At 60.9% G+C, this 18347-nt stretch carries 21 protein-coding genes; 15 read left to right on the top strand and 6 right to left on the bottom strand.

Translation table 11 applies throughout. The annotated features are described in order from the left end of the window. The first annotated feature begins 16 nt into the window (after positions 1-16). The 4 genes from ilvN to GO014_RS06520 all read left to right on the top strand — a co-directional run bounded on the left by ilvN (position 17) and on the right by GO014_RS06520 (position 4332). A complete protein-coding gene (ilvN, locus tag GO014_RS06535; protein ID WP_104893882.1) occupies positions 17-571 on the top strand; it encodes an acetolactate synthase small subunit in 555 nt (184 codons plus the stop codon). Positions 572-665: 94 nt separating this feature from the next. Further along, entirely contained in the window at positions 666-1406 is a 741-nt protein-coding gene (locus GO014_RS06530; RefSeq protein ID WP_157289556.1) for a pyridoxine 5'-phosphate synthase, read from the top strand. Between the two features lie 232 nt (positions 1407-1638). After that, positions 1639-2253, top strand: a complete 615-nt coding sequence (locus GO014_RS06525; RefSeq protein ID WP_157289555.1) for an NADPH-dependent FMN reductase — start codon at positions 1639-1641, stop codon at positions 2251-2253. Positions 2254-2409: 156 nt separating this feature from the next. Beyond that, complete coding sequence (locus GO014_RS06520) at positions 2410-4332, top strand: potassium transporter Kup (RefSeq protein WP_157289554.1); 1923 nt, start codon at positions 2410-2412, stop codon at positions 4330-4332. Between the two features lie 33 nt (positions 4333-4365). Here GO014_RS06520 and GO014_RS06515 read toward each other — a convergent pair whose 3' ends face one another. Next, positions 4366-4797: a hypothetical protein gene (locus GO014_RS06515; RefSeq protein ID WP_157289553.1), complete on the bottom strand. Its 432-nt coding sequence runs from the start codon at positions 4795-4797 to the stop codon at positions 4366-4368. Positions 4798-4905: 108 nt separating this feature from the next. Then, entirely contained in the window at positions 4906-6027 is a 1122-nt protein-coding gene (locus tag GO014_RS06510) for an NADH:flavin oxidoreductase/NADH oxidase (protein ID WP_157289552.1), read from the bottom strand. Positions 6028-6179: 152 nt separating this feature from the next. Between GO014_RS06510 and GO014_RS06505 the strand changes: the two genes are divergently transcribed. Beyond that, positions 6180-7064: an alpha/beta hydrolase family protein gene (locus GO014_RS06505; RefSeq protein ID WP_157289551.1), complete on the top strand. Its 885-nt coding sequence runs from the start codon at positions 6180-6182 to the stop codon at positions 7062-7064. A gap of 44 nt (positions 7065-7108) precedes the next feature. Here GO014_RS06505 and GO014_RS06500 read toward each other — a convergent pair whose 3' ends face one another. Continuing rightward, on the bottom strand, positions 7109-7297 hold the full coding sequence (locus tag GO014_RS06500) for a hypothetical protein (protein WP_133244466.1): 189 nt from the start codon (positions 7295-7297) through the stop codon (positions 7109-7111). Positions 7298-7763: 466 nt separating this feature from the next. Between GO014_RS06500 and GO014_RS06495 the strand changes: the two genes are divergently transcribed. Together GO014_RS06495 and ilvC are read left to right on the top strand one after the other, a co-directional pair. After that, positions 7764-8411 (top strand): TetR/AcrR family transcriptional regulator C-terminal domain-containing protein, encoded by a 648-nt coding sequence (locus tag GO014_RS06495; RefSeq protein ID WP_116588321.1) that lies wholly within the window; start codon positions 7764-7766, stop codon positions 8409-8411. 31 nt (positions 8412-8442) lie between these two features. Further along, on the top strand, positions 8443-9465 hold the full coding sequence (gene ilvC, locus GO014_RS06490; protein WP_104893891.1) for a ketol-acid reductoisomerase: 1023 nt from the start codon (positions 8443-8445) through the stop codon (positions 9463-9465). Between the two features lie 51 nt (positions 9466-9516). Here ilvC and GO014_RS06485 read toward each other — a convergent pair whose 3' ends face one another. Continuing rightward, positions 9517-9723 carry a DUF2061 domain-containing protein gene (locus tag GO014_RS06485; RefSeq protein ID WP_104893892.1) on the bottom strand — a complete coding sequence of 69 codons (207 nt, stop codon included), beginning with the start codon at positions 9721-9723 and terminating at the stop codon, positions 9517-9519. Between the two features lie 159 nt (positions 9724-9882). Here GO014_RS06485 and GO014_RS06480 point away from each other — a divergent pair, with 159 nt between their 5' ends. The 5 genes from GO014_RS06480 (at position 9883) to GO014_RS06460 (ending at position 14625) form a co-directional block, all read left to right on the top strand. Further along, entirely contained in the window at positions 9883-10731 is an 849-nt protein-coding gene (locus GO014_RS06480) for a helix-turn-helix domain-containing protein (protein WP_157289550.1), read from the top strand. Between the two features lie 94 nt (positions 10732-10825). Then, on the top strand, positions 10826-12595 hold the full coding sequence (locus GO014_RS06475; RefSeq protein WP_343030801.1) for a B12-binding domain-containing radical SAM protein: 1770 nt from the start codon (positions 10826-10828) through the stop codon (positions 12593-12595). Between the two features lie 189 nt (positions 12596-12784). Beyond that, positions 12785-13249 carry a GFA family protein gene (locus tag GO014_RS06470; protein ID WP_157289549.1) on the top strand — a complete coding sequence of 155 codons (465 nt, stop codon included), beginning with the start codon at positions 12785-12787 and terminating at the stop codon, positions 13247-13249. 3 nt (positions 13250-13252) lie between these two features. Continuing rightward, a complete protein-coding gene (locus GO014_RS06465) occupies positions 13253-13750 on the top strand; it encodes a heme-degrading domain-containing protein (RefSeq protein ID WP_157289548.1) in 498 nt (165 codons plus the stop codon). After that, the gene (locus GO014_RS06460; protein ID WP_157289547.1) at positions 13747-14625 is read left to right on the top strand and encodes a PhzF family phenazine biosynthesis protein; all 879 of its coding nucleotides are present in this window, start codon (positions 13747-13749) and stop codon (positions 14623-14625) included. The genes GO014_RS06465 and GO014_RS06460 overlap by 4 nt, the downstream gene beginning before the upstream one ends. A 36-nt stretch (positions 14626-14661) precedes the next feature. Here the strand turns inward: GO014_RS06460 and GO014_RS06455 are convergent, their stop codons facing one another. Together GO014_RS06455 and GO014_RS06450 are read right to left on the bottom strand one after the other, a co-directional pair. Then, positions 14662-15141 (bottom strand): quercetin 2,3-dioxygenase, encoded by a 480-nt coding sequence (locus GO014_RS06455; RefSeq protein ID WP_157289546.1) that lies wholly within the window; start codon positions 15139-15141, stop codon positions 14662-14664. 44 nt (positions 15142-15185) lie between these two features. Then, positions 15186-15755, bottom strand: coding sequence for a TetR/AcrR family transcriptional regulator (locus GO014_RS06450; RefSeq protein ID WP_157289545.1), 570 nt, complete (start codon positions 15753-15755; stop codon positions 15186-15188). 212 nt (positions 15756-15967) lie between these two features. On the opposite strand from GO014_RS06450, the gene GO014_RS06445 reads away from it, so the two are divergent. From GO014_RS06445 to GO014_RS06440, 3 genes are all read left to right on the top strand, one after another. Further along, positions 15968-16396, top strand: coding sequence for a hypothetical protein (locus GO014_RS06445; protein WP_157289544.1), 429 nt, complete (start codon positions 15968-15970; stop codon positions 16394-16396). Positions 16397-16493: 97 nt separating this feature from the next. Further along, positions 16494-16616, top strand: coding sequence for a hypothetical protein (locus GO014_RS19360; protein WP_281351139.1), 123 nt, complete (start codon positions 16494-16496; stop codon positions 16614-16616). Positions 16617-16735: 119 nt separating this feature from the next. Further along, positions 16736-18289, top strand: coding sequence for a 2-isopropylmalate synthase (locus tag GO014_RS06440; RefSeq protein WP_104893898.1), 1554 nt, complete (start codon positions 16736-16738; stop codon positions 18287-18289). Positions 18290-18347 lie beyond the last annotated feature (58 nt).

Genomic DNA, 18347 nt, shown 5'->3' with positions numbered 1-18347 from the left:
CGCGGAGGACAAAGACATGAACGCACATTTGCAGCCCACCGGTTCGGCCTATTTCCTGACCCAGGAAACCCAGCTCTCAGAACGCCATACCCTTTCCGTGCTGGTCGACAACGAGCCGGGCATTCTCGCGCGGGTGGTCGGCCTGTTCTCGGCGCGTGGCTTCAATATCGAAAGCCTGACCGTCAGCGAGACCGAACACGACAAGCGACTTAGTCGCATTACTGTCGTTGTGATCGCCACGCCCAAGGTGCTGGTGCAGATCAAGGCTCAGCTTGAGCGGCTGGTGCCGGTGCACCGTGTGCATGATCTGACCGCGGAAGGGGCCTATCTCGAGCGCGAGCTGGCCCTGATCAAGGTCAATGGCACCGGTGACCATCGTGCCGAAACGCTGCGGCTGGCCGATGCTTTCCGCGCCCAGATCGTGGATGCGACGGTGGAAAGCTTTGTTTTCGAGGTGACCGGCAAGCCGAGCAAGATCGACAGCTTCATCGCGCTGATGCAGCCGCTTGGGCTGGTCGAAGTGGTCCGCACGGGCCTAGCCGCGATTAATCGCGGTCCGGAGGGGATGTAATCAGCGAAACGCTGATTGCTCTTATCACAAGGTTCGATTGGGCGAGGCGCCCAGTCTGGTGTATGGCAGGGCCCAGTTCTATCGGGTTCCTGCCATGACTTTGCTTTCCGTTAATCTCAATGCCGTCGCGCAATTGCGCAATCGCCGCGATCTGCCCTGGCCGAGCGTGACGGGAATTGCGCGCGTGGTGCTCGATGCCGGGGCAAGCGGGATTACCGTGCATCCGCGTCCGGATGAGCGGCATATCCGGCGCCTGGATGTGTTGGATTTGGCGGACCTGCTGCGCGCAGACTATCCCAGGGCCGAGTTCAATATCGAAGGCTACCCGAGCGAGGATTTCCTCGAGTTGATCGACCAGGTGAACCCGCAGCAGGTGACCCTGGTGCCTGACGATCCGGCGCAGGCGACGTCGGACCATGGTTGGGATTTTGCCGGCAAGGGCAATTTTCTGCGGTCAGTGGTGCAACGGCTGAAGCGGCCGGATCGCCGCATTTCGCTATTCTGCGATCCGGATGCGGGTGAAGCCGGCATTGCCGCGGCAAAAGCCACCGGGGCGGATCGCGTTGAGCTGTTCACCGGTCCATATGGTGCCTGCTTTGGCGACGCGGCAGAGGCCGAGCGGCAATTATCGGCGCTGGCGGTGACCTGCGGCGCGGCGCTGGATGCAGGTCTCGGGGTCAATGCCGGGCATGACCTGACACTGGTCAATCTGCCGTCCTTCCAGAAGGCGGTGCCTGGCGTTGCGGAAGTGTCCATTGGCCATGGAATCACGGCTGATGCGCTTTTGATGGGATTTGCCGAGGCGACCCGGCGGTACATCGCTGTGCTGGCCTGAGGCGATTGTTCGCTCAGGAAGAACACTTCGTGCGTGCAATCAAGGTAATGACCCGGATTTAAGGTGGCGTTGCTGCCCTGAATGCAGAAATTGCTTGGATTTCTTATGCTTACATGAGTGTGACCGGGGCACGGAAATGTCCCCGGCTGACAAACTCGTGCCCTCTTGAGGCTTTTCGCGACAGGCACATATATCGCCTCAGTTACGAATTGTTACCAAGGAGGGCACTCAAATGTCCAAGCTCAAGATTGGCGTCATCATCTCGTCCACCCGTCCCACCCGTTTCGGCGAAGTGCCGGCCAAGTGGATCCTGGACAAGGCCAATGAACGCCCGGAAATCGCGGCTGAACTGATCGACCTGCGCGATTTCAACCTGCCGTTCTTCGACGAAGCGGCTTCCAATGCCTGGATGCCTTCGCAGAACCCCGAGGCCGTTCGCTGGCAGAACAAGATTTCCGAATTTGACGGCTTCATCTTCGTAGTCGCCGAATACAATCGCGCCATTACTGGTGCGCTCAAGAACGCCATCGACCAGGCCTATGTGAACTGGAACAAGAAGGCTTTCGGGGCTGTCGGCTACGGCACCGTGGGTGCTGCACGCGCCATCGAAAACCTGCGCACAATCGGTATTGAACTGCAGATGGTCTCGACCCGTTCGGCCGTGCACATCGCCGGCGCCGACTTCTTTGCCGTGCATCCGCTGGGCCAGCAGAACAAGCCCATGAGCGAGATCGAAGGCTCGATCGGCAATTCGGCCAACGACATGCTCGACCAGCTGGTCTGGTGGGCAGAGGCCGCAAAGGCCGCCCGCGAAGAAGAAAATTTGGTCTCGGCTGCGGCAGAATAAGCAGCCAGCATAACCAGCGTTCGCTAGGCAAAAGGGGCTTTCTCGTGGGGCAGCCCCTTTTTTGCATGTGGACTATTCAGGTCACCGGGTGTTGTTTGTGATGGGTGACGGGTGTATAGCGGCGCCCGCCCTGAAACAGCGAGAGCCCCCAAGCTCATGACGCATGCGGAAACTGCCGGCGCTCCAGCCGGTGACGTAGCGACCGAACAGGCCAGCCACGGAAAATCGAGTCTGCCGCTCCTCACCCTGGGGGCCATTGGTGTCGTCTATGGCGACATCGGCACGAGCCCGATCTACGCCTTCCGCGAGGCCATGGCGGTGCGTCCCGGCGTCGCGGCGACCGAGACTGAAGTGCTTGGTCTGCTGTCGCTGATCGTGTGGGCCCTGGCCCTGACCGTGGCGTTCAAGTACGTTTTCTTCGTCACCAGGGCCGACAATAATGGCGAAGGCGGAACGCTCTCGCTGATGGCGCTGGCGCGCAAAACCTTTGACAAGCCGCCAGTATGGATTACTGCGCTGGGGGTGGCCGGTGCAGCGATGTTCTACGGCGACGCCATGATCACCCCGGCCATTTCCGTGCTGTCGGCGGTGGAAGGGTTGGAGCTGGTGGCGCCCAACATGTCCCGCTGGGTGGTGCCCATTACCCTGGTCATCATCCTGGGTGTTTTCTTCGTGCAGCGTTTCGGCACGGGCAAGGTGGGGGTGGTTTTCGGCCCGATTACCGCCGTGTGGTTCCTGGTGATGGGGAGCATCGGACTCTACCACATCGTCCAGAATCCGTTCGTGCTATGGGCGCTGAACCCTTACCATGGGATCGAATTTCTCGCGACACATGCCAATATTGCCTTTGTGGTGATGGGCGCCGTGTTCCTCGCCGTGACCGGCGCGGAAGCGCTCTATGTCGATCTGGGCCATTTCGGACGCAAGCCGATCGTGCTGGCCTGGTTCGGCCTGGTGTTTCCGTGCCTCTTGCTCAATTATTTCGGGCAGGGCGCCTTCGTGCTCAATGTGGGGCCGGAAAATGTGGTCAGCCCGTTCTTCGAAATGCATCCGGACTGGGCGTTGGGGCCGTTCGTGGCACTGGCCACCATGGCGACAATCATTGCCAGCCAGGCCGTGATCTCAGGTGTGTTCAGCCTCACCCAGCAGGCCATCGCGCTCAATCTCCTGCCGCGCATGATCGTGCAGCACACCTCGCAGGATCAGCGCGGCCAGATCTACATGCCACAGATCAATACCATCATCATGATCATGGTGCTGATCATGGTGGTGAGCTTTGGCAGCTCGACGGCAATCTCTTCTGCCTATGGTATTGCGGTTTCCGGCATCATGGTGGTGACCCTGGCGTTATTGCTGGTGGTGATGCGCCGCAACTGGAAGTGGCCGCTGGGCGGGGTGATCGCGTTCGGCCTGCTTTATCTGGTAATTGATGGTGGTTTCTTCGCCGTCAATTCGGCCAAGATCGTCCAAGGCGGCTGGGTGCCGGTCGCTGTCGCACTGTTCGTGTCGCTGCTCATGGTGAGCTGGATGACCGGTCGGAACCGGCTGGCGGAGAAAACCCGCCGCGATGAAGTGCCGCTTGAATTCCTGGTCGAGAATCTCGCCAAGAAGAAGCCAACTGTGGTGCCGGGCACCGCGATTTTTCTCACCAGCGATGTCGAGGGCGCGCCCACAGCTCTGCTGCATAGCCTGAAGCACTACAAGGTGCTGCATGAGCAGAACGTCATCCTGACCGTGCGCACCTCGACTTCGCCGCGCGTGCCGGACGATGAAAAGGTGACCATCGACGCTTATAACAATTTGTTCTTCCGCGTGGTGGTGACATTCGGTTTCATGGAAGAGCCGAACATTCCCAAGGCACTGGCGCTGGCCCGCAAGCTGGGCTGGAAGTTCGACATCATGTCGACCTCGTTCTTCCTGTCGCGCCGTTCGCTCAAGCTGGGGCAGAAATCCGGTCCGATCCGGTTCTGGCAGGACCGGCTGTTCATCCGGCTGGCGCGCAATGCCAGCGATGCGACGGAGTATTTCCACATTCCCACCGGGCGGGTGGTGGAAATCGGTACGCAGCTCATCATCTGATTTTTGAGTTCAAAAAATGAGGCCCGGTGGGCCTCATTTCTGCATGTCGGGGCAGAGATAGGGCACGCTGGCGGGGGCAAAACGCTGTTCCTCGACACCGCCGACGAGCTTGAGGGTGAGCACCAGCTCATCGCTGGTCAGCGAGGCAATGTCGGCATTGATGGTCATGCCGTCCTCGTCCCAGGCAATTTCCGTGTCGGAAAGCTGCTGCCAGTTGGAGAGGCGATAGGTCTCCCAGCAACTGTCGGACACCAGGGTGCCGTCGGCGAGGAAGATATGCATGGCGCCGGGCAGGGCGTCGCTGCCTTCCTGCCGCACCCAGACCCGGTTGAGCAGCAAATTGTCCTCGTGCGCTTCGGACTCCTCGGCCGGCGGTTCCGTCTTCTGGGCCATGGCCGGCGCGGCGGCACAGGTACCAACGCCCCAAACGGTCATCAGCGCGAAAATGGCGGCCTTGGTATCCATCAAACGTCTCCCTGCAATGCACCTCACTTGGGCATCACTCTTGTGTGCAACAAGAGTGATCGTCCCAAGGCGGCGAAATTTGGTTCGCGCCGTGACCTTGTGAAGGCCTTATGCGCGCAGGCCCAGCACCCGATCGCGCCCGGAGACGCGCTGGGTCTGTACCGGCCAGAGATCATAGTCCTGGTCGAGTACGCGGGCGGCATGGGCGGCCCAGTTCGGATCATCCAACGCGCCACGCGCCAAGGCGATGAAGTCGGCTTCGTCGCGCTGCAGAATGGCTTCGGCCGCTTCGATGTCGCCCAGCAGGCCGACGGCCATGGTGGGGATGTCGGCACCCTGTTTAACGGTCTGGGCGAATGGCACCTGATAGGCCGCGGTTGAGGCGATGCGCCCCTGGGCCATGCCGCCGCTGGAGCAATCGATGGCATCGACGCCGCGCGCCTTGAGCTCGATGGCCAAGGCGACGCTATCTTCAGGCGTCCAGCCGCCCGGCGCGTTGTCACTCACCGAGAGGCGGACGAGGAGCGGCTTGTCTTCAGGCCAGACAGCGCGCACCGCTTCGGTGACTTCGAGCACAAGGCGCATGCGGTTTTCGCGGCTGCCGCCATATTCATCGGTGCGATGGTTCGAGAGCGGAGAAAGGAACTGGTTGAGCAAATAGCCATGTGCGGCGTGGATTTCGATGGTGTCGAAGCCGGCCTTTTCGGCGCGAATGGCCGCCTCAACAAAGCCGTCCTTGACCCGCTGGATGCCGGCCTTGTCGAGCTCGGTGGGCACCTGGAATTCAGGATTGGCCGGATCATGCGCTTCTGCACTGGGGGCGACCGGTTGCCAGTGTTCGTAACCGACCGCGCGGCGCCGCTCTTCGCTGGCAAGGTCTTCGGGCGTATGCCAGGACACCGGGGTCGAGGCTTTGCGCCCGGCATGTGCAAGCTGAATGCCGGTGGCGGCGCCCTGGCCGTGCAGGAAGTCGACAATGCGGGCCAGGGGTGCAATCTGCTCGTCCTTCCACAGGCCCAGATCGGCGTAGGAAATGCGCCCTTCGGGCACGACGCCCGTGGCTTCCACGATCACCAGTCCGAAGCCGCCCAGGGCGAAGCGGCCCAGATGCACGAAGTGCCAGTCATTGGCGAAACCTTCGATGGCCGAGTACTGGCACATCGGTGCAACCACGGTGCGGTTGCGCAGGGTCAGGCCACGAAGGGAGACGGGTGAAAGCAATTTTGACATTGGCAAAGTCCTTGGCCGGCTGAAGGCTGGATGGAATATCCCTACATGGCCTTTTCCTGCTTCATCGGCAAGTGCCGATGATTGAAAGCTGTGTTGCGAATGACGCATTTCCGTGAATAGCTCCTCGCCTGGACCTCAGAGCGGGAATCGCCATGCCCATCACTGCTAGCCGTTTTCGTGAACTCCTGGGTTTTGAAGATCGTGGTGTGACGCGCCTGGACAAGCGCGTTGAACCCATGGGCGACTATGTCGTCGAGCATCTGCAATTGCGTATTGGCGATGCCGAAGTGCGGGGCATATTGACCCGTCCTAGAGAGATCGCTGCACCGCTGCCCGCCATTCTTTACGGGCATTCCCATGGTGGTCGGTATGATGTCGGCGCCCGCGAACTGCTCGATGGGCGCGAATATCTGGTCAGTCCGCTGGGCCCGGTCTTTGCCCGAGCCGGCTATGTCACCCTGTGCATCGACATGCCGGTCTTTGGTGAGCGCGCCAACGTCACCGAAAGCGCGACCGCCAAGGCACTGCTCTGGTATGGTCGATCACTGTTCGGCGAGATGCTGTCCGATCACGCCGCCGCGCTGACCTATCTGGCGGGGCGTGATGACGTGGATGTGTCGCGCATCGGGGCTTTTGGACTCTCGATGGGCTGCGTGCTCAGCTATTGGCTGGCGGCGCTGGACAAGCGCATCTCAGCGGTGGCGCATCTGTGCTGCTTTGCCGATTTCCGCACCATGGTCGAACTGGGCGCGCATGATGGGCATGGCATCTATCTGACCGTGCCGGGGCTGCTCAAGGAAGCCGATGGCGGATCGATTGCCGCGCTGATCGCGCCGCGCCCGCAGCTCATCTGCGTCGGGGAGGCCGATCATCTCAGCCCGCCGCAGGCCGTGGCACGCGCCATGGACGAATTGCGCCCCGCCTATGCGTCCGCACCGGACAGGCTCGAATTCATTAGTGAGCCTGGCATTGGGCACGAGGAGACGCCGAGCATGCGCGCGGCCGTGTTGCGCTTTTTCGAGCGTTATCTGGGGTAGGGGGCCGGGCCAGGGAATGGCACTTTGCCCTGGCGCCCGTGCCGCTAGCCGATGCCGATGAGATCGAGGGCTCGCTGCTGCAGGTCCGGATTGGTCCAGAGCATGTAACCGCCAAACACCAGCGCGGCGACCAGTGCCAGGCCGAACAGCTTCTTCATCACCGAAAAGACCAGCCAGAGCAGGATCGCGGCGCCGATGCCGAGGACGAGAAGGCTGGACATGTCAGTCGGCATTGGGAGGCCTCTATCGCGTAGATGGCGGCTGTCTAGGAGAGGGGCGTGCCCAGATTGTGGCAAGGGGCGCCAACCGTCCTTGCCTGCTAGTCGGGTCACCTTGCGACGAGCGATCAATAGGAACCACGGCAGCAGGAGAAACCCGCTTCGATCTGTCCCGACAGGGCAAATCTCTCCGGTGGAGTGATTTGAAGTGAGAAGGCCATGAGCGCTACGCGCGAATGGCTGGGGCGGCGACGTCTCTATTTACTTCAGTTTACTGAGACGCGCGCGCCTCGGAACACGTCCAATGCAAAACCGGAGGCCGCAGGGTCGACCGGCGCGCAGACATGTCTGTGGGCCACCAGGAGCCGTTGGGCTCGACAGAGCCACAAAATTCCACTTGCATCGAACCGTACCGTACGGTACGCCCATGTCAGGAAAGGCAGGGCGGTATTGAGCTGCCCCTTGAAGCGAAGAGGTTGCCGTGGCCCTGGCCATCAAGGTCAACGAAGAGACATTCACACCCCGGCAGCAGGCAGTGCTGACGGCGGCGCTGGATCTGCTCGTCGAGAATGGCGACGGGCTGACGATGACGGCAGTGGCGCGGCGCGCATCCTGCTCTAAGGAAACCCTCTACAAATGGTTCGGTGATCGCGACGGGCTGCTGACCGCGACGGTGCAGTGGCAGGCGGCCAAGGTGCGCATGCCGTTCGTTGATCGCAGCCATCTCAACATCAAGGCCTTGCGGGCCAGCCTCGAGCAATTCGCGCGGGACCTGCTGACCACCATTATCGGCGAAGTCTCGATTACCCTCAATCGCACGGCCATCACCCATGCCGCGCAGGAAAAGGACGATCTGGGTAATATCGTGCTCGAGAACGGCCCCATGGCCATTCGCCGGCGCCTGAAGCCGATCCTCGAGGCGGCGCGCGATGCGCGTCTCTTGCGCTTCCCCAATAGCGAGGAAGCCTATCGCACTTTCTATGGCCTGGTCGTGCGCGACGTGCAGATCCGTCTGCTGCTCGGCGACAAGGGGCTCACCCAATCCAATGTCGAGGCGAACATCGAAGCCGATGTGAAGGCCGCGGCGGACCAGTTCCTGACCCTTTATGGGGTCAAGGCAAATAGCTGAAACAAATCGCAAATTCTCAGGGAGACCCCCAATGCGCGTCTATTATGATCGTGATGCCGATCTGAACATCATCAAATCCAAGAAGGTGGCCATCATCGGCTACGGTTCGCAGGGCCATGCCCATGTGCTGAACCTGCGCGACTCGGGCGTCACCAACGTTGCCGTGGGCCTGCGTCCCGGTTCCGCTTCGGCCAAGAAGGCCGAGGGTGAAGGTCTCAAGGTGATGAGCGTTGGCGAAGCTTCGGCCTGGGCCGACGTCATCATGCTGCTGACCCCCGATGAGCTGCAGGCCGACATCTACAAGGAGCACATCGAGCCCAACATTCGCGATGGCGCTGCGCTGGCTTTCGCGCACGGCCTCAATGTGCACTTCAACCTGATCGAGCCCAAGTCGACTGTCGACGTGATCATGATTGCGCCCAAGGGCCCCGGCCACACCGTGCGCGGCGAGTACCAGAAGGGTGGCGGCGTGCCGTGCCTGATCGCCGTGCACCAGGACGCGTCGGGCAATGCCCATGACATCGCGCTGGCCTATGCCTCGGGTGTTGGCGGCGGCCGCTCGGGCGTCATCGAGACCAATTTCCGTGAGGAATGCGAGACCGACCTGTTCGGCGAGCAGGTCGTGCTTTGCGGCGGTCTGGTTGAGTTGATCCGCGCCGGTTTCGAGACGCTGGTGGAAGCTGGCTACGCACCGGAAATGGCCTATTTCGAGTGTCTGCATGAAGTGAAGCTGATCGTCGACCTGATCTACCAGGGCGGCATCGCCAACATGAACTACTCGATCTCGAACACCGCCGAGTGGGGTGAATATGTCACCGGTCCGCGCATCATCACCTCTGAGACGAAGGCCGAGATGAAGCGCGTGCTGCACGACATCCAGTCGGGCAAGTTCACCTCCGAGTGGATGCAGGAAATCAAGTCGGGCGGCGGCGCCCGCTTCAAGGCGACCCGTCGCCTTGCCGACGAGCATCCGATCGAGGAAGTCGGCACCAAGCTGCGCGACATGATGCCGTGGATCAAGGCTGGCGCCCTGGTCGACAAGGCGAAGAACTGATCCTCGCGTCTGCGATGGAATAATGGAAGGCGGGTCTGCGGGCCCGCCTTTTTACTGTTCGATACGGCCCCACTGGATTCGCGCCCAGAGCCGCTCGTGGAGGATGAAGCAGACGAAGCCGGAAAGCGCTCCCGAGACGGCGAGTCCACCGGCTGCCACCAGGCTCCCGGTGGCCAGCCAGCCCATCAGCGTCATGGTGACCAGGCCAATGGCCTGCCATGTGACCGCTTTGACGATGGAACGGGCCGGACTTTCCAATTTATCCTCCTGAGAGATGGGGGTGCTATGCTGCTGTTGCAGCGCTGATGTCAGTCCAGACGCCTGACAACAAGGAGGGATTGGTGACGCCCTGCGACAATTCGGTGCGTTTTGCGACTATTGTTGTTTTTTATCACCATGCGTGGCAAAAGCCCGCATATGGACAAGCGCGAACGGGCAGAAATCTTCAAGCAAAGACTGACCGATGCCGTCGGTCGGGCCGGGTGGTCGCAAACGCGGCTGGCGCAATCGGCCGGGCTTGACCGGTCAACAGTGTCGCAATTGCTGCTTGCGGAAGAGCCGCGATTGCCGAGCGGCCAGGCTCTGGCTGAAATTGCGGCGGCCCTGCAGGTTTCGTCCGACTGGTTGCTGGGCCTGTCCAATCATCGCGGTGCGGCTAGTGAAATACTCGATCAGGCCGTGCAGATGACGGAGGCGGCGCGCCACCCGGTGGATGAGCAGGTGCTGAAGTGGAATGCCGAGGTGCTGGGCGCGAAAATCCGGCATGTCCCGGCTGGGCTGCCCGACATTTTCAAGACCGACGAAGTTCATGTCTTTGAATATGAAACGGCGGTGCGCCGCACGCCTCAACAGGCGATCAGCGATTCGGCGGCGCAAATTGCGCTGCTGCGGCGGCTGGAGACGGATATGGAGATTGCTGTTCCCGTCCAGACCTTGGAGAGCTTTGCTGCGGGCGAATGGCAATGGCGCGGTCTGCCGTCGGAGATTCGCAAACGGCAATTGGAGGCCATGGCCGCTTCGCTTGAGGAATTCTACCCGTCGGCTCGGCTCTATGCGTTCGATGCCCGCGAGCTCTATTCGGTGCCGTTTTCGGTCTATGGCCAGCATCGTGTGGCGATCTATCTGGGGCAACGCTACCTGGCCTTCACGGCGCCCACCTACATTCGCCTGATGGCCCGGCATTTCGACGAGCTGGTGCGCTCGGCGAGTGTGCACGGACATGAAGCGGCCGCCTGGGTGGCCGATCTGGCGCGGCGGGTGCGCTAGGGCGAGCAGAGAAGGGGTCTTTCGTCTCGATTTCATTCTGTTACGCTATTGATCAGCGTCGTCAGTCTTCAGGCTTCCCAACAGGGAGACTATCGTGACTTTGATCAAGCGGTTCGCGCTCTATCTGATCAAGCCGTCTCACTATGATGATGACGGCTATGTCATTCAGTGGAAACTCTCCCCCATTCCGTCCAATTCGCTCGCCTCGGTACATGGGCTGGTGCGCGATGTGATCGACCGCAAGGCGCTGGGCGACGATTGGGACGTCGATGTCGAGACCATCGACGAGACCAATACCGAGATCGACATCAAGGAGGTTATCTCCGACTGCAAGAGGGCGGACGCGGCGTTGGTCATGCTGATCGGCGTGCAGTCCAACCAGTTCCCGAGGGCGCTCGATATCGCCCGGCCGCTCAGGGTCGCTGGAGTGCAGGTGGCAATCGGCGGGTTTCATGTCTCTGGCGTGATCTCGATGCTCAATGGCGAGGACGCCGATTTCAAGACGGCGCAGGCGATGGGCATTTCCCTGTTTGCCGGGGAAATGGAGGGCCGGACCGATGCAGTGCTGGCCGATGCTATCGCCGGGACGCTGCAGCCGCTCTACAATTTCATGCACGATCTGCCGGGGATCGAGGATACGCCGGTGCCCTTCATGCCCGCCGAGCATGTGTCGCGCACGGCCTATAACCTGACCAGCTTCGATGCGGGCAGGGGATGCCCCTATCAGTGCTCATTCTGCACCATCATCAATGTGCAGGGGCGCAAGTCCAGACGCCGCTCGCCCGATGATATCGAGAAGATCATCCGGCTCAATATGAGCCAGGGCGTGCATCGCTATTTCATCACCGACGACAATTTCGCGCGCAACAAAGACTGGGAGGCGATCCTGGATCGCCTCATTCACATGCGCGAGGTCGAGGGGTTGAACTTCAATTTCATCATCCAGGTCGACACCCTCTGCCACCGGATTCCCAAGTTTATCGAGAAGTGTTCCCGCGCGGGGGTCACGCGGGTGTTCATCGGGCTGGAGAACGTCAATCCGGCCAATCTCAAGGATGCCAAGAAGCGGCAGAACAAGATTACCGAATACCGGGCGATGCTGCAGGCCTGGAAGCAATGGCATGTGATCACCTATGCCGGGTACATCCTGGGCTTTCCCACCGACACGCCCGAGCGGATCATGCATGATATCGACGTGGTCAAGCGTGAGTTGCCCGTCGACATACTGGAATTTTTCTTTCTCACGCCGCTACCAGGATCGGAGGACCACCAGAAATTGCATCGCGCCGGGGTGGCGATGGACCCCGATCTCAACAAGTATGACCTTAATCACTACACCACCGGCCATCCCAATATGAGCAAGGCCGTGTTCGAAAAGGTCTATGCAGACGCTTGGAGCCGCTACTACTCGCTCGACCATGTCGAGACGATCATGCGGCGGGCTGCAGCTTCGGGTGTGTCCACTGCGCAAGTACTCTTGCTTTGCACCTGGTTTATGGGCGCGCTCAAGATAGAGGGTGTGCATCCGCTCGAGGTTGGCTGGATCCGCAAGAAGTCGCGGCTGAACCGGCGCTCGGGAATGCCGATAGAGCCAGCTGTGCTGTTCTATCCGAAATATTATGCGGAGCTGGGCTGGAAACTGGCGCGATGGGCCTGGCTCTACTTCCGCTTTGGGCTGAAGCAGCTCAAGGTGGAGCGCGATCCCAAACGGCAGGACTATACCGACCTCGCCATGTCGCCGGTCAACGAGCACGATGCGGAGGATCTCGAACTGTTCAAGACCAGTGACGCAGTTGCCTGGCTGGACCAGCAGAAGCGGATCAATAACGCACAGCACGGTATCAAGACGCCGGCAGCGGAGTAGGGGACTGTCGCCGCCACATTGGCTTGCGCGCCGGGCCCGCCGGGCCCGCCGTCATCACACCCTTGGTCCCTCCCATCAAGGGAAGGAAGCAAGGGTGGGGTGCAAGCTTCGCCAGCAAGCGCAGGAAGCCACCTTTCCCCCGGCGGTCAACTGGCCTAGAAGTTGGCCTGCAAGCGAGGGAGATGAGTCATGACTCTGCCAAATTTTCCGGTCGAGGGCGGGTGTTCGTGTGGCGCGGTGCGGTATCAGCTCGAGGCCAGTCCGCTCAGCGTCTATAATTGCCATTGCAAGGATTGCCAGCGCTATTCCGGGGCCGGCTGGTCCATGTCAATGATCGTCAAGGATGACGACCTGCAGGTGCTGTCCGGCGACACCGAGCGCTATGGCCGTACGGCCGACAGCGGCAATGTCATTGACATGCATTTCTGCGCCAACTGCCATACCTGGCTCTGGAACGTCCCACCGGCAGGCGGGATAAAGGTGATGCGCGCCGGGTCACTGGACAATATGGATTGGGCGGCACCTGTGGGAAATATCTGGACAGACAGCAAGGCGGCCTGGGCCGGTATCGACCCCGGCCAGGTCAATTTCGCCAAAGGCGCTACGGATCGGACCCCGCTTTTCGACGCCTGGACCCGCGCGCATCAGAGCTAAGCCATGAGCAAACAAGACGATATTGTATTGGTCACTCGCCAGGAAAACGAACTGGTTCTGTCGCGTTTTGACGAGGCAGTGGCCTTCGAAATCGGCGCTGCCATCCGCGGGCGGGCTCTCAATGAAGGGCTGTCGCTGGTGGTCGACCTCAGAACCTGGGACCGCCAATTGTTCTTTTCGGCCACGCCCGGCACCAGCGCTGACAATGCCGAATGGGTGCGGCGCAAGATCAATTCGGTGCGGCGTTTTCAGCGGGCCAGCTATCGGCTGGTGCTGGAACGGGGGGAGGCGCCTTTCCCAACCCAGTCCGGTGCCGATCCAGCCGACTTCGTGATTGCCGGGGGCGGGTTTCCCATCCGGGTGACCGGCGCCGGGATTATCGGTTGCCTCACTATTTCCGGACTGCCGGGGCGCAAGGACCACGGCGTGGCCGTTGACGCGCTCTGCGACTTTCTGGGCAAGGTGCGGGCGGACTATGCCCTTGCGGAGGCGACCAATTGAGGCTGTCCTACCTGATCCTTGACGTCTTCACGCGCATTCCGCTCAAGGGTAATGCGCTGGCCGTGGTGCCCAAGGCGGACGGTCTGATGGACAATGAGATGCAAGCCATTGCCCGCGAGTTCAACCTGAGCGAGACGGTTTTTATCTGCAAGCCGCAGAACGAGCGCAACAGCGCCATGCTGCGCATCTTTACGCCCCATCAGGAACTGCCCTTTGCCGGTCATCCCACGGTTGGCGCGGCTGTTTCGCTGGGGCTGAACAGCCGGGCCTCGGCCATTCGCATGGAAGAAAAAGTGGGTCTGGTCACCGCGCTGTTCGAGCGGCTGGACCGGCGGAGCGGGGAGGCGCGCTTTACCTTGCCACGGCTGCCGGCGCGCATTGCCGAATTGCCTGACCGGCTGGGGATTGCGCAGGCACTGGGGATCGAAGTCGATGAGATTGGCTGCGATGTCTATAAGCCGGCGGTGTTTTCAGCCGGTGTAACCTTCCACCTCGTGCCGGTCCGAGATGCCTCGGTGCTCAAGCGGGTGCGGGTCAACAAGACGGCTTGGGACCAGGTGTTCGATCAGGAACATCACTCTGCCTATGTATTCACTCTCACCCCGGAAGAGCGCGAGAACGATATTGCCGCGCGCATGTTCGGGATGGATATCGGAGAAGATCCCGGCACTGGCTCGGCCGCTGCGGCGCTGATCGGGCTGTTGGCCGAGCAGGCGATGGGGACCGGGCAGACCGACTATGTCCTGCGCCAGGGTCACGAAATGGGACGGCCCTGCCGCATCACGCTGCAATTGCGCAAGGACAATGACGTATTGGTGTATGGCGCCATTGGCGGCGAGGCGGTGGTGGTCGGCGAAGGCGTCCTGGATCTCTAAACGCGCGACCGTCCGGCTCGCTCTGGCCCGGACGCATTAGCCTAGCATTTCGCAACCGAAGCGCATCGCGATTGGCGGAAGTGCAGCGAAATCCGCAATGGCGTCTTCCGCACTTGGTATCCGCTTTGCCAGTGCAGGAATGCTGCTGGCACGTACGAGGTCCTCGAAACCGCCAGGGGTCAGCAGAAAAAGCATTCGCGCGGGTCCCTTTCGCACCGTGTAGCCGTGGGGGATGCCCCTGGGGCCAAATACAGTGTCGCCCGGACCGGCCTTGATCCGCTTGCCATCCACCTGGAACTCAATCTCTCCTTGCAGAACCAGAAAAGTCTCGTCCTCGCGGTGGTGAATGTGAAGCGGTGTTTCTCCTTCGTTTTCAAGTACTTCAATGAGAGTAAAGTGGCCTCCGGTCTCCTTTCGCTCGGCCTTGATCACGGCTAGTGAACCTAGCCACCAATAGGCTTCGCCTTCGCCCGCGTGGCGGACAAAAGGTGCAAGTGACTTACTCGTGCTGTCCATGACGTCATCCTCGCATAGCTGGCCCGCGGGCCAGGGTTGATCGGTCACAAATTGAGCCAAGCGGTGAGCATGTCAGCTGTCATCTCGCCAGCCAGTTCAAGTGAAATGCCACGCAGACGCATGGCGCGAAAACTCATGAAGTCCAGTCGGGCCGCAGCGCATTGCATGACTGGCTCGGAGAGTTGCTGCGGCAAGACGGCCTCCTTCACAAAATGCGTAACGGTGGTGCGCAAATGCTCCTCCCATTCGCGAACTGCCGCCAATTCTCGCTCCCGAGGGTCCGACTCCAGATAGATCTCGTTGCGGTGGTAGAACTCAAACAGTGCTCGGCAGACACGCAAGAGACGTTCGCGCGGTGCGGTGGCCTTGCCGATGATCCCCGTGATGTCATCCGCCGACGGGGGAGCGGCCTTTTGCATGAGCAACTCGCCACAGGCCGGCACCAGTTGCTCCAGCGAGGGAAAGTGCTTGTAAACCGTACCAACCGAGACGTCTGCGGCACGGGCAATGTCCTGCCAACTGGTGGCGAAGATGCCTTTCCTGGCATGCAGGTCCAGCGTGGCCGCGACAATCCGCCCGCGCGTTTCTGCGGTGGCGCCGCTGCGCTTGTCCATCCGATAATTTCGCGGCGAGACGTGTCCTCCTTTTTAATTGAATGAATAATCTATGCAATGAATTTCGACTGAACGCAATTGGTTTTTCGAGGCGATAAGGCCGGTCCGATCCTTCCGCTGCCGAAAAAGCTGCTTCAGCCAGATCTAAACCTGCTCTTTCTCCGGGGCGCTGCTGTGGTACTCTAGTGAATGGGGACATTGGGAGGGTAGCCGTGGACGTCGTGATCAATCTTCTTATCTGGGTGCACGTTGTGGCGTTTATCGCCGGCGGCTCGAATTCGGTGGTTGGGCCGGTTATTGGCGCTCGCATGGCGACGGCGACGGCGGAACAGCGCAGTGGCTATTTTGGCGTGATGAATACGCTCTCGCAGGTGGGCAAGGTGGCCATGGCCGCCCTGCTGATAACCGGGCCGTTGATCATGTTCATGAAGTATGGCGGGCTGGGCAGCGCTTCGTTTTGGTTCTGGATCAAGATGGCGCTGGTGGTCGTGATGCTGGCGGCCATCATCTATGGCGGCATTCAGTTCAAGAAGTCGCAGAGGGGCGATGCGGAGGCGGCGAAGCTGGCTGACATTGCGCACAAGATCACCGGCCTGGCGTTTCTCGGTGTGCTGCTGTCTGCGGTGTTTGCATTCGAGTGACGATAAAAAAGTAACATAATTCAGCCTGCTACCCTTGCGCCGAGAAACGGCTTGGCGCATTGTGGCCGACAATTGATAGCCGTACCAGAGCGTACTCATGCAGCGCCGCCGCGCCAAAGCCATTGCCATCGCACAAACCCAGGCCCTTCAGGCCCGTTTGCTGCTGGCCGCAGGCCTGCTGCTGCTCCCTGCGTTGCTTCTCCTTCTTATCAGCCCCTGATAACCGGCAGCTCGCCATAGCGAGCGGGTCGTCAGGGGATTGCGCAAAAACCGAACATCAACACATGTGCGGTCCTGCGAGTGTTTGCCTCGGGGCCGATAGGGAACCAAGAGAAGTCAATGTCCGTCGACAGCAATAAAGAACGCGTCTTCATCTTCGACACCACGCTGCGCGATGGCGAGCAATCGCCCGGCGCCACCATGACCCTTGAGGAAAAACTCCAGGTCGCCGAGTCGCTTGATGAAATGGGCGTCGACATCATCGAGGCCGGGTTCCCCATTGCTTCGAATGGCGATTTCGAGGCTGTCGTGGCGGTGGCCAAGCAGGTCAAGAATGCGACCGTTGCCGGTCTCGCCCGCGCCATCAGCGCCGATATCGATCGGGCCGGCGAGGCTGTGCGCCATGCCCAGAAGGGGCGCATCCACACCTTCGTGTCCACCTCGCCGATCCATCTGGCGCACCAGATGAAGAAGACTGAGGACGAGGTGATCGAGATCATCGCCCGCACGGTGACGCAGGCCCGCAACCTGATCGATGATGTCGAATGGTCGGCAATGGACGCCACGCGCACCCCGATGGAATTCCTCAAGCGCTGTGTCGAGACGGCGATCAAGGCCGGAGCGACCACGATCAACCTGCCCGACACCGTGGGCTATGCGGTGCCCGAAGAGCATTTCGCCATGTTCAAGGAGATCATCGAGACGGTGCCCGGCGCCGACAAGGCGATCTTTTCGGTGCATTGTCATGATGATCTGGGTATGGCAGTCGCCAATTCACTGGCCGGTGTGGCCGGTGGCGCGCGCCAGGTCGAGTGCACCATCAATGGGCTGGGCGAACGGGCCGGCAATGCGGCACTGGAAGAAGTGGTGATGGCGCTGCGCACGCGTGGCGACGCCATGCCCTACTACACCGAGATCGACAGCACGCAGCTCAGCCGCGCCAGCCGCATCGTTTCGGCGGCGTCGAACTTCCCGGTGCAGTATAACAAGGCAATTGTGGGCAAGAACGCCTTCGCCCACGAAAGCGGCATCCACCAGGACGGCATGCTCAAAAATGCCGAAACCTATGAAATCATGACCCCGGCCAGCGTCGGCATCAAGGAAACCACCCTGGTCATGGGCAAGCATTCGGGCCGCGCCGCGTTCAAGGACAAGCTCAAGGAGCTGGGTTACGAGCTGGGCGACAATGCCTTCCAGGAGGCGTTCCAGCGCTTCAAGGATCTGGCGGACCGCAAGAAGCATGTCTATGACGCCGATATCGTCGCTCTGGTCGACGACGAAGTCGGCTCGGTGGGCGACCGCATCCGGCTGGTCGACATGGAAGTCGTCAGCAAAACCGGCGGCACGCATCGCTGTGATCTGACCGTCACCATCGATGGCGAAAAGAACAGTGTTTCGCTCGAAGGCACCGGTTCGGTGGACGCGATCTTCAATGCCATCAAGGCGGTCTCAGGGCAGAACCCGCACCTGGTGCTCTATGCCGTTGATGGCGTGACGGGCGGCACTGACGCGCAGGCCTCGGCCCATGTGCGCCTTGAGATGAACGGCCGTATCGCCTCGGGCAACGCTGCGGAGCCCGATACGCTGGTGGCCTCGGCCCGCGCCTATCTCAATGCGCTCAATCGCGTGATGATTGAGCGCGGGGCTTCTGCGCAGGGCGCACTGGCGGGCTGAGCGCGAGGACATCGCGGAAATTCATGGGGCGCGGTCGACAGGCTGCGCCCCATTGCTT

It is taken from the genome of Devosia marina (assembly GCF_009758415.1).
Lineage (GTDB): Bacteria > Pseudomonadota > Alphaproteobacteria > Rhizobiales > Devosiaceae > Devosia > Devosia marina.
The sequence above is the reverse complement of the archived record's forward strand: the minus strand, read 5'-3'. Positions and strand labels throughout refer to the sequence as shown.

Excerpts from the sequence above, each read along its gene's own strand:
- ilvN (WP_104893882.1), top strand. The coding sequence starts at position 17 with ATGAACGCACATTTGCAGCCCACCGGTTCGGCCTATTTCCTGACCCAG.
- GO014_RS06530 (WP_157289556.1), top strand. The coding sequence starts at position 666 with ATGACTTTGCTTTCCGTTAATCTCAATGCCGTCGCGCAATTGCGCAAT.
- GO014_RS06525 (WP_157289555.1), top strand. The coding sequence starts at position 1,639 with ATGTCCAAGCTCAAGATTGGCGTCATCATCTCGTCCACCCGTCCCACC.
- GO014_RS06520 (WP_157289554.1), top strand. The coding sequence starts at position 2,410 with ATGACGCATGCGGAAACTGCCGGCGCTCCAGCCGGTGACGTAGCGACC.
- GO014_RS06515 (WP_157289553.1), bottom strand. The coding sequence starts at position 4,797 with ATGGATACCAAGGCCGCCATTTTCGCGCTGATGACCGTTTGGGGCGTT.
- GO014_RS06510 (WP_157289552.1), bottom strand. The coding sequence starts at position 6,027 with ATGTCAAAATTGCTTTCACCCGTCTCCCTTCGTGGCCTGACCCTGCGC.
- GO014_RS06505 (WP_157289551.1), top strand. The coding sequence starts at position 6,180 with ATGCCCATCACTGCTAGCCGTTTTCGTGAACTCCTGGGTTTTGAAGAT.
- GO014_RS06500 (WP_133244466.1), bottom strand. The coding sequence starts at position 7,297 with ATGCCGACTGACATGTCCAGCCTTCTCGTCCTCGGCATCGGCGCCGCG.
- ilvC (WP_104893891.1), top strand. The coding sequence starts at position 8,443 with ATGCGCGTCTATTATGATCGTGATGCCGATCTGAACATCATCAAATCC.
- GO014_RS06480 (WP_157289550.1), top strand. The coding sequence starts at position 9,883 with ATGGACAAGCGCGAACGGGCAGAAATCTTCAAGCAAAGACTGACCGAT.
- GO014_RS06470 (WP_157289549.1), top strand. The coding sequence starts at position 12,785 with ATGACTCTGCCAAATTTTCCGGTCGAGGGCGGGTGTTCGTGTGGCGCG.
- GO014_RS06465 (WP_157289548.1), top strand. The coding sequence starts at position 13,253 with ATGAGCAAACAAGACGATATTGTATTGGTCACTCGCCAGGAAAACGAA.
- GO014_RS06455 (WP_157289546.1), bottom strand. The coding sequence starts at position 15,141 with ATGGACAGCACGAGTAAGTCACTTGCACCTTTTGTCCGCCACGCGGGC.
- GO014_RS06450 (WP_157289545.1), bottom strand. The coding sequence starts at position 15,755 with ATGGACAAGCGCAGCGGCGCCACCGCAGAAACGCGCGGGCGGATTGTC.
- GO014_RS19360 (WP_281351139.1), top strand. The coding sequence starts at position 16,494 with ATGCAGCGCCGCCGCGCCAAAGCCATTGCCATCGCACAAACCCAGGCC.
- GO014_RS06440 (WP_104893898.1), top strand. The coding sequence starts at position 16,736 with ATGTCCGTCGACAGCAATAAAGAACGCGTCTTCATCTTCGACACCACG.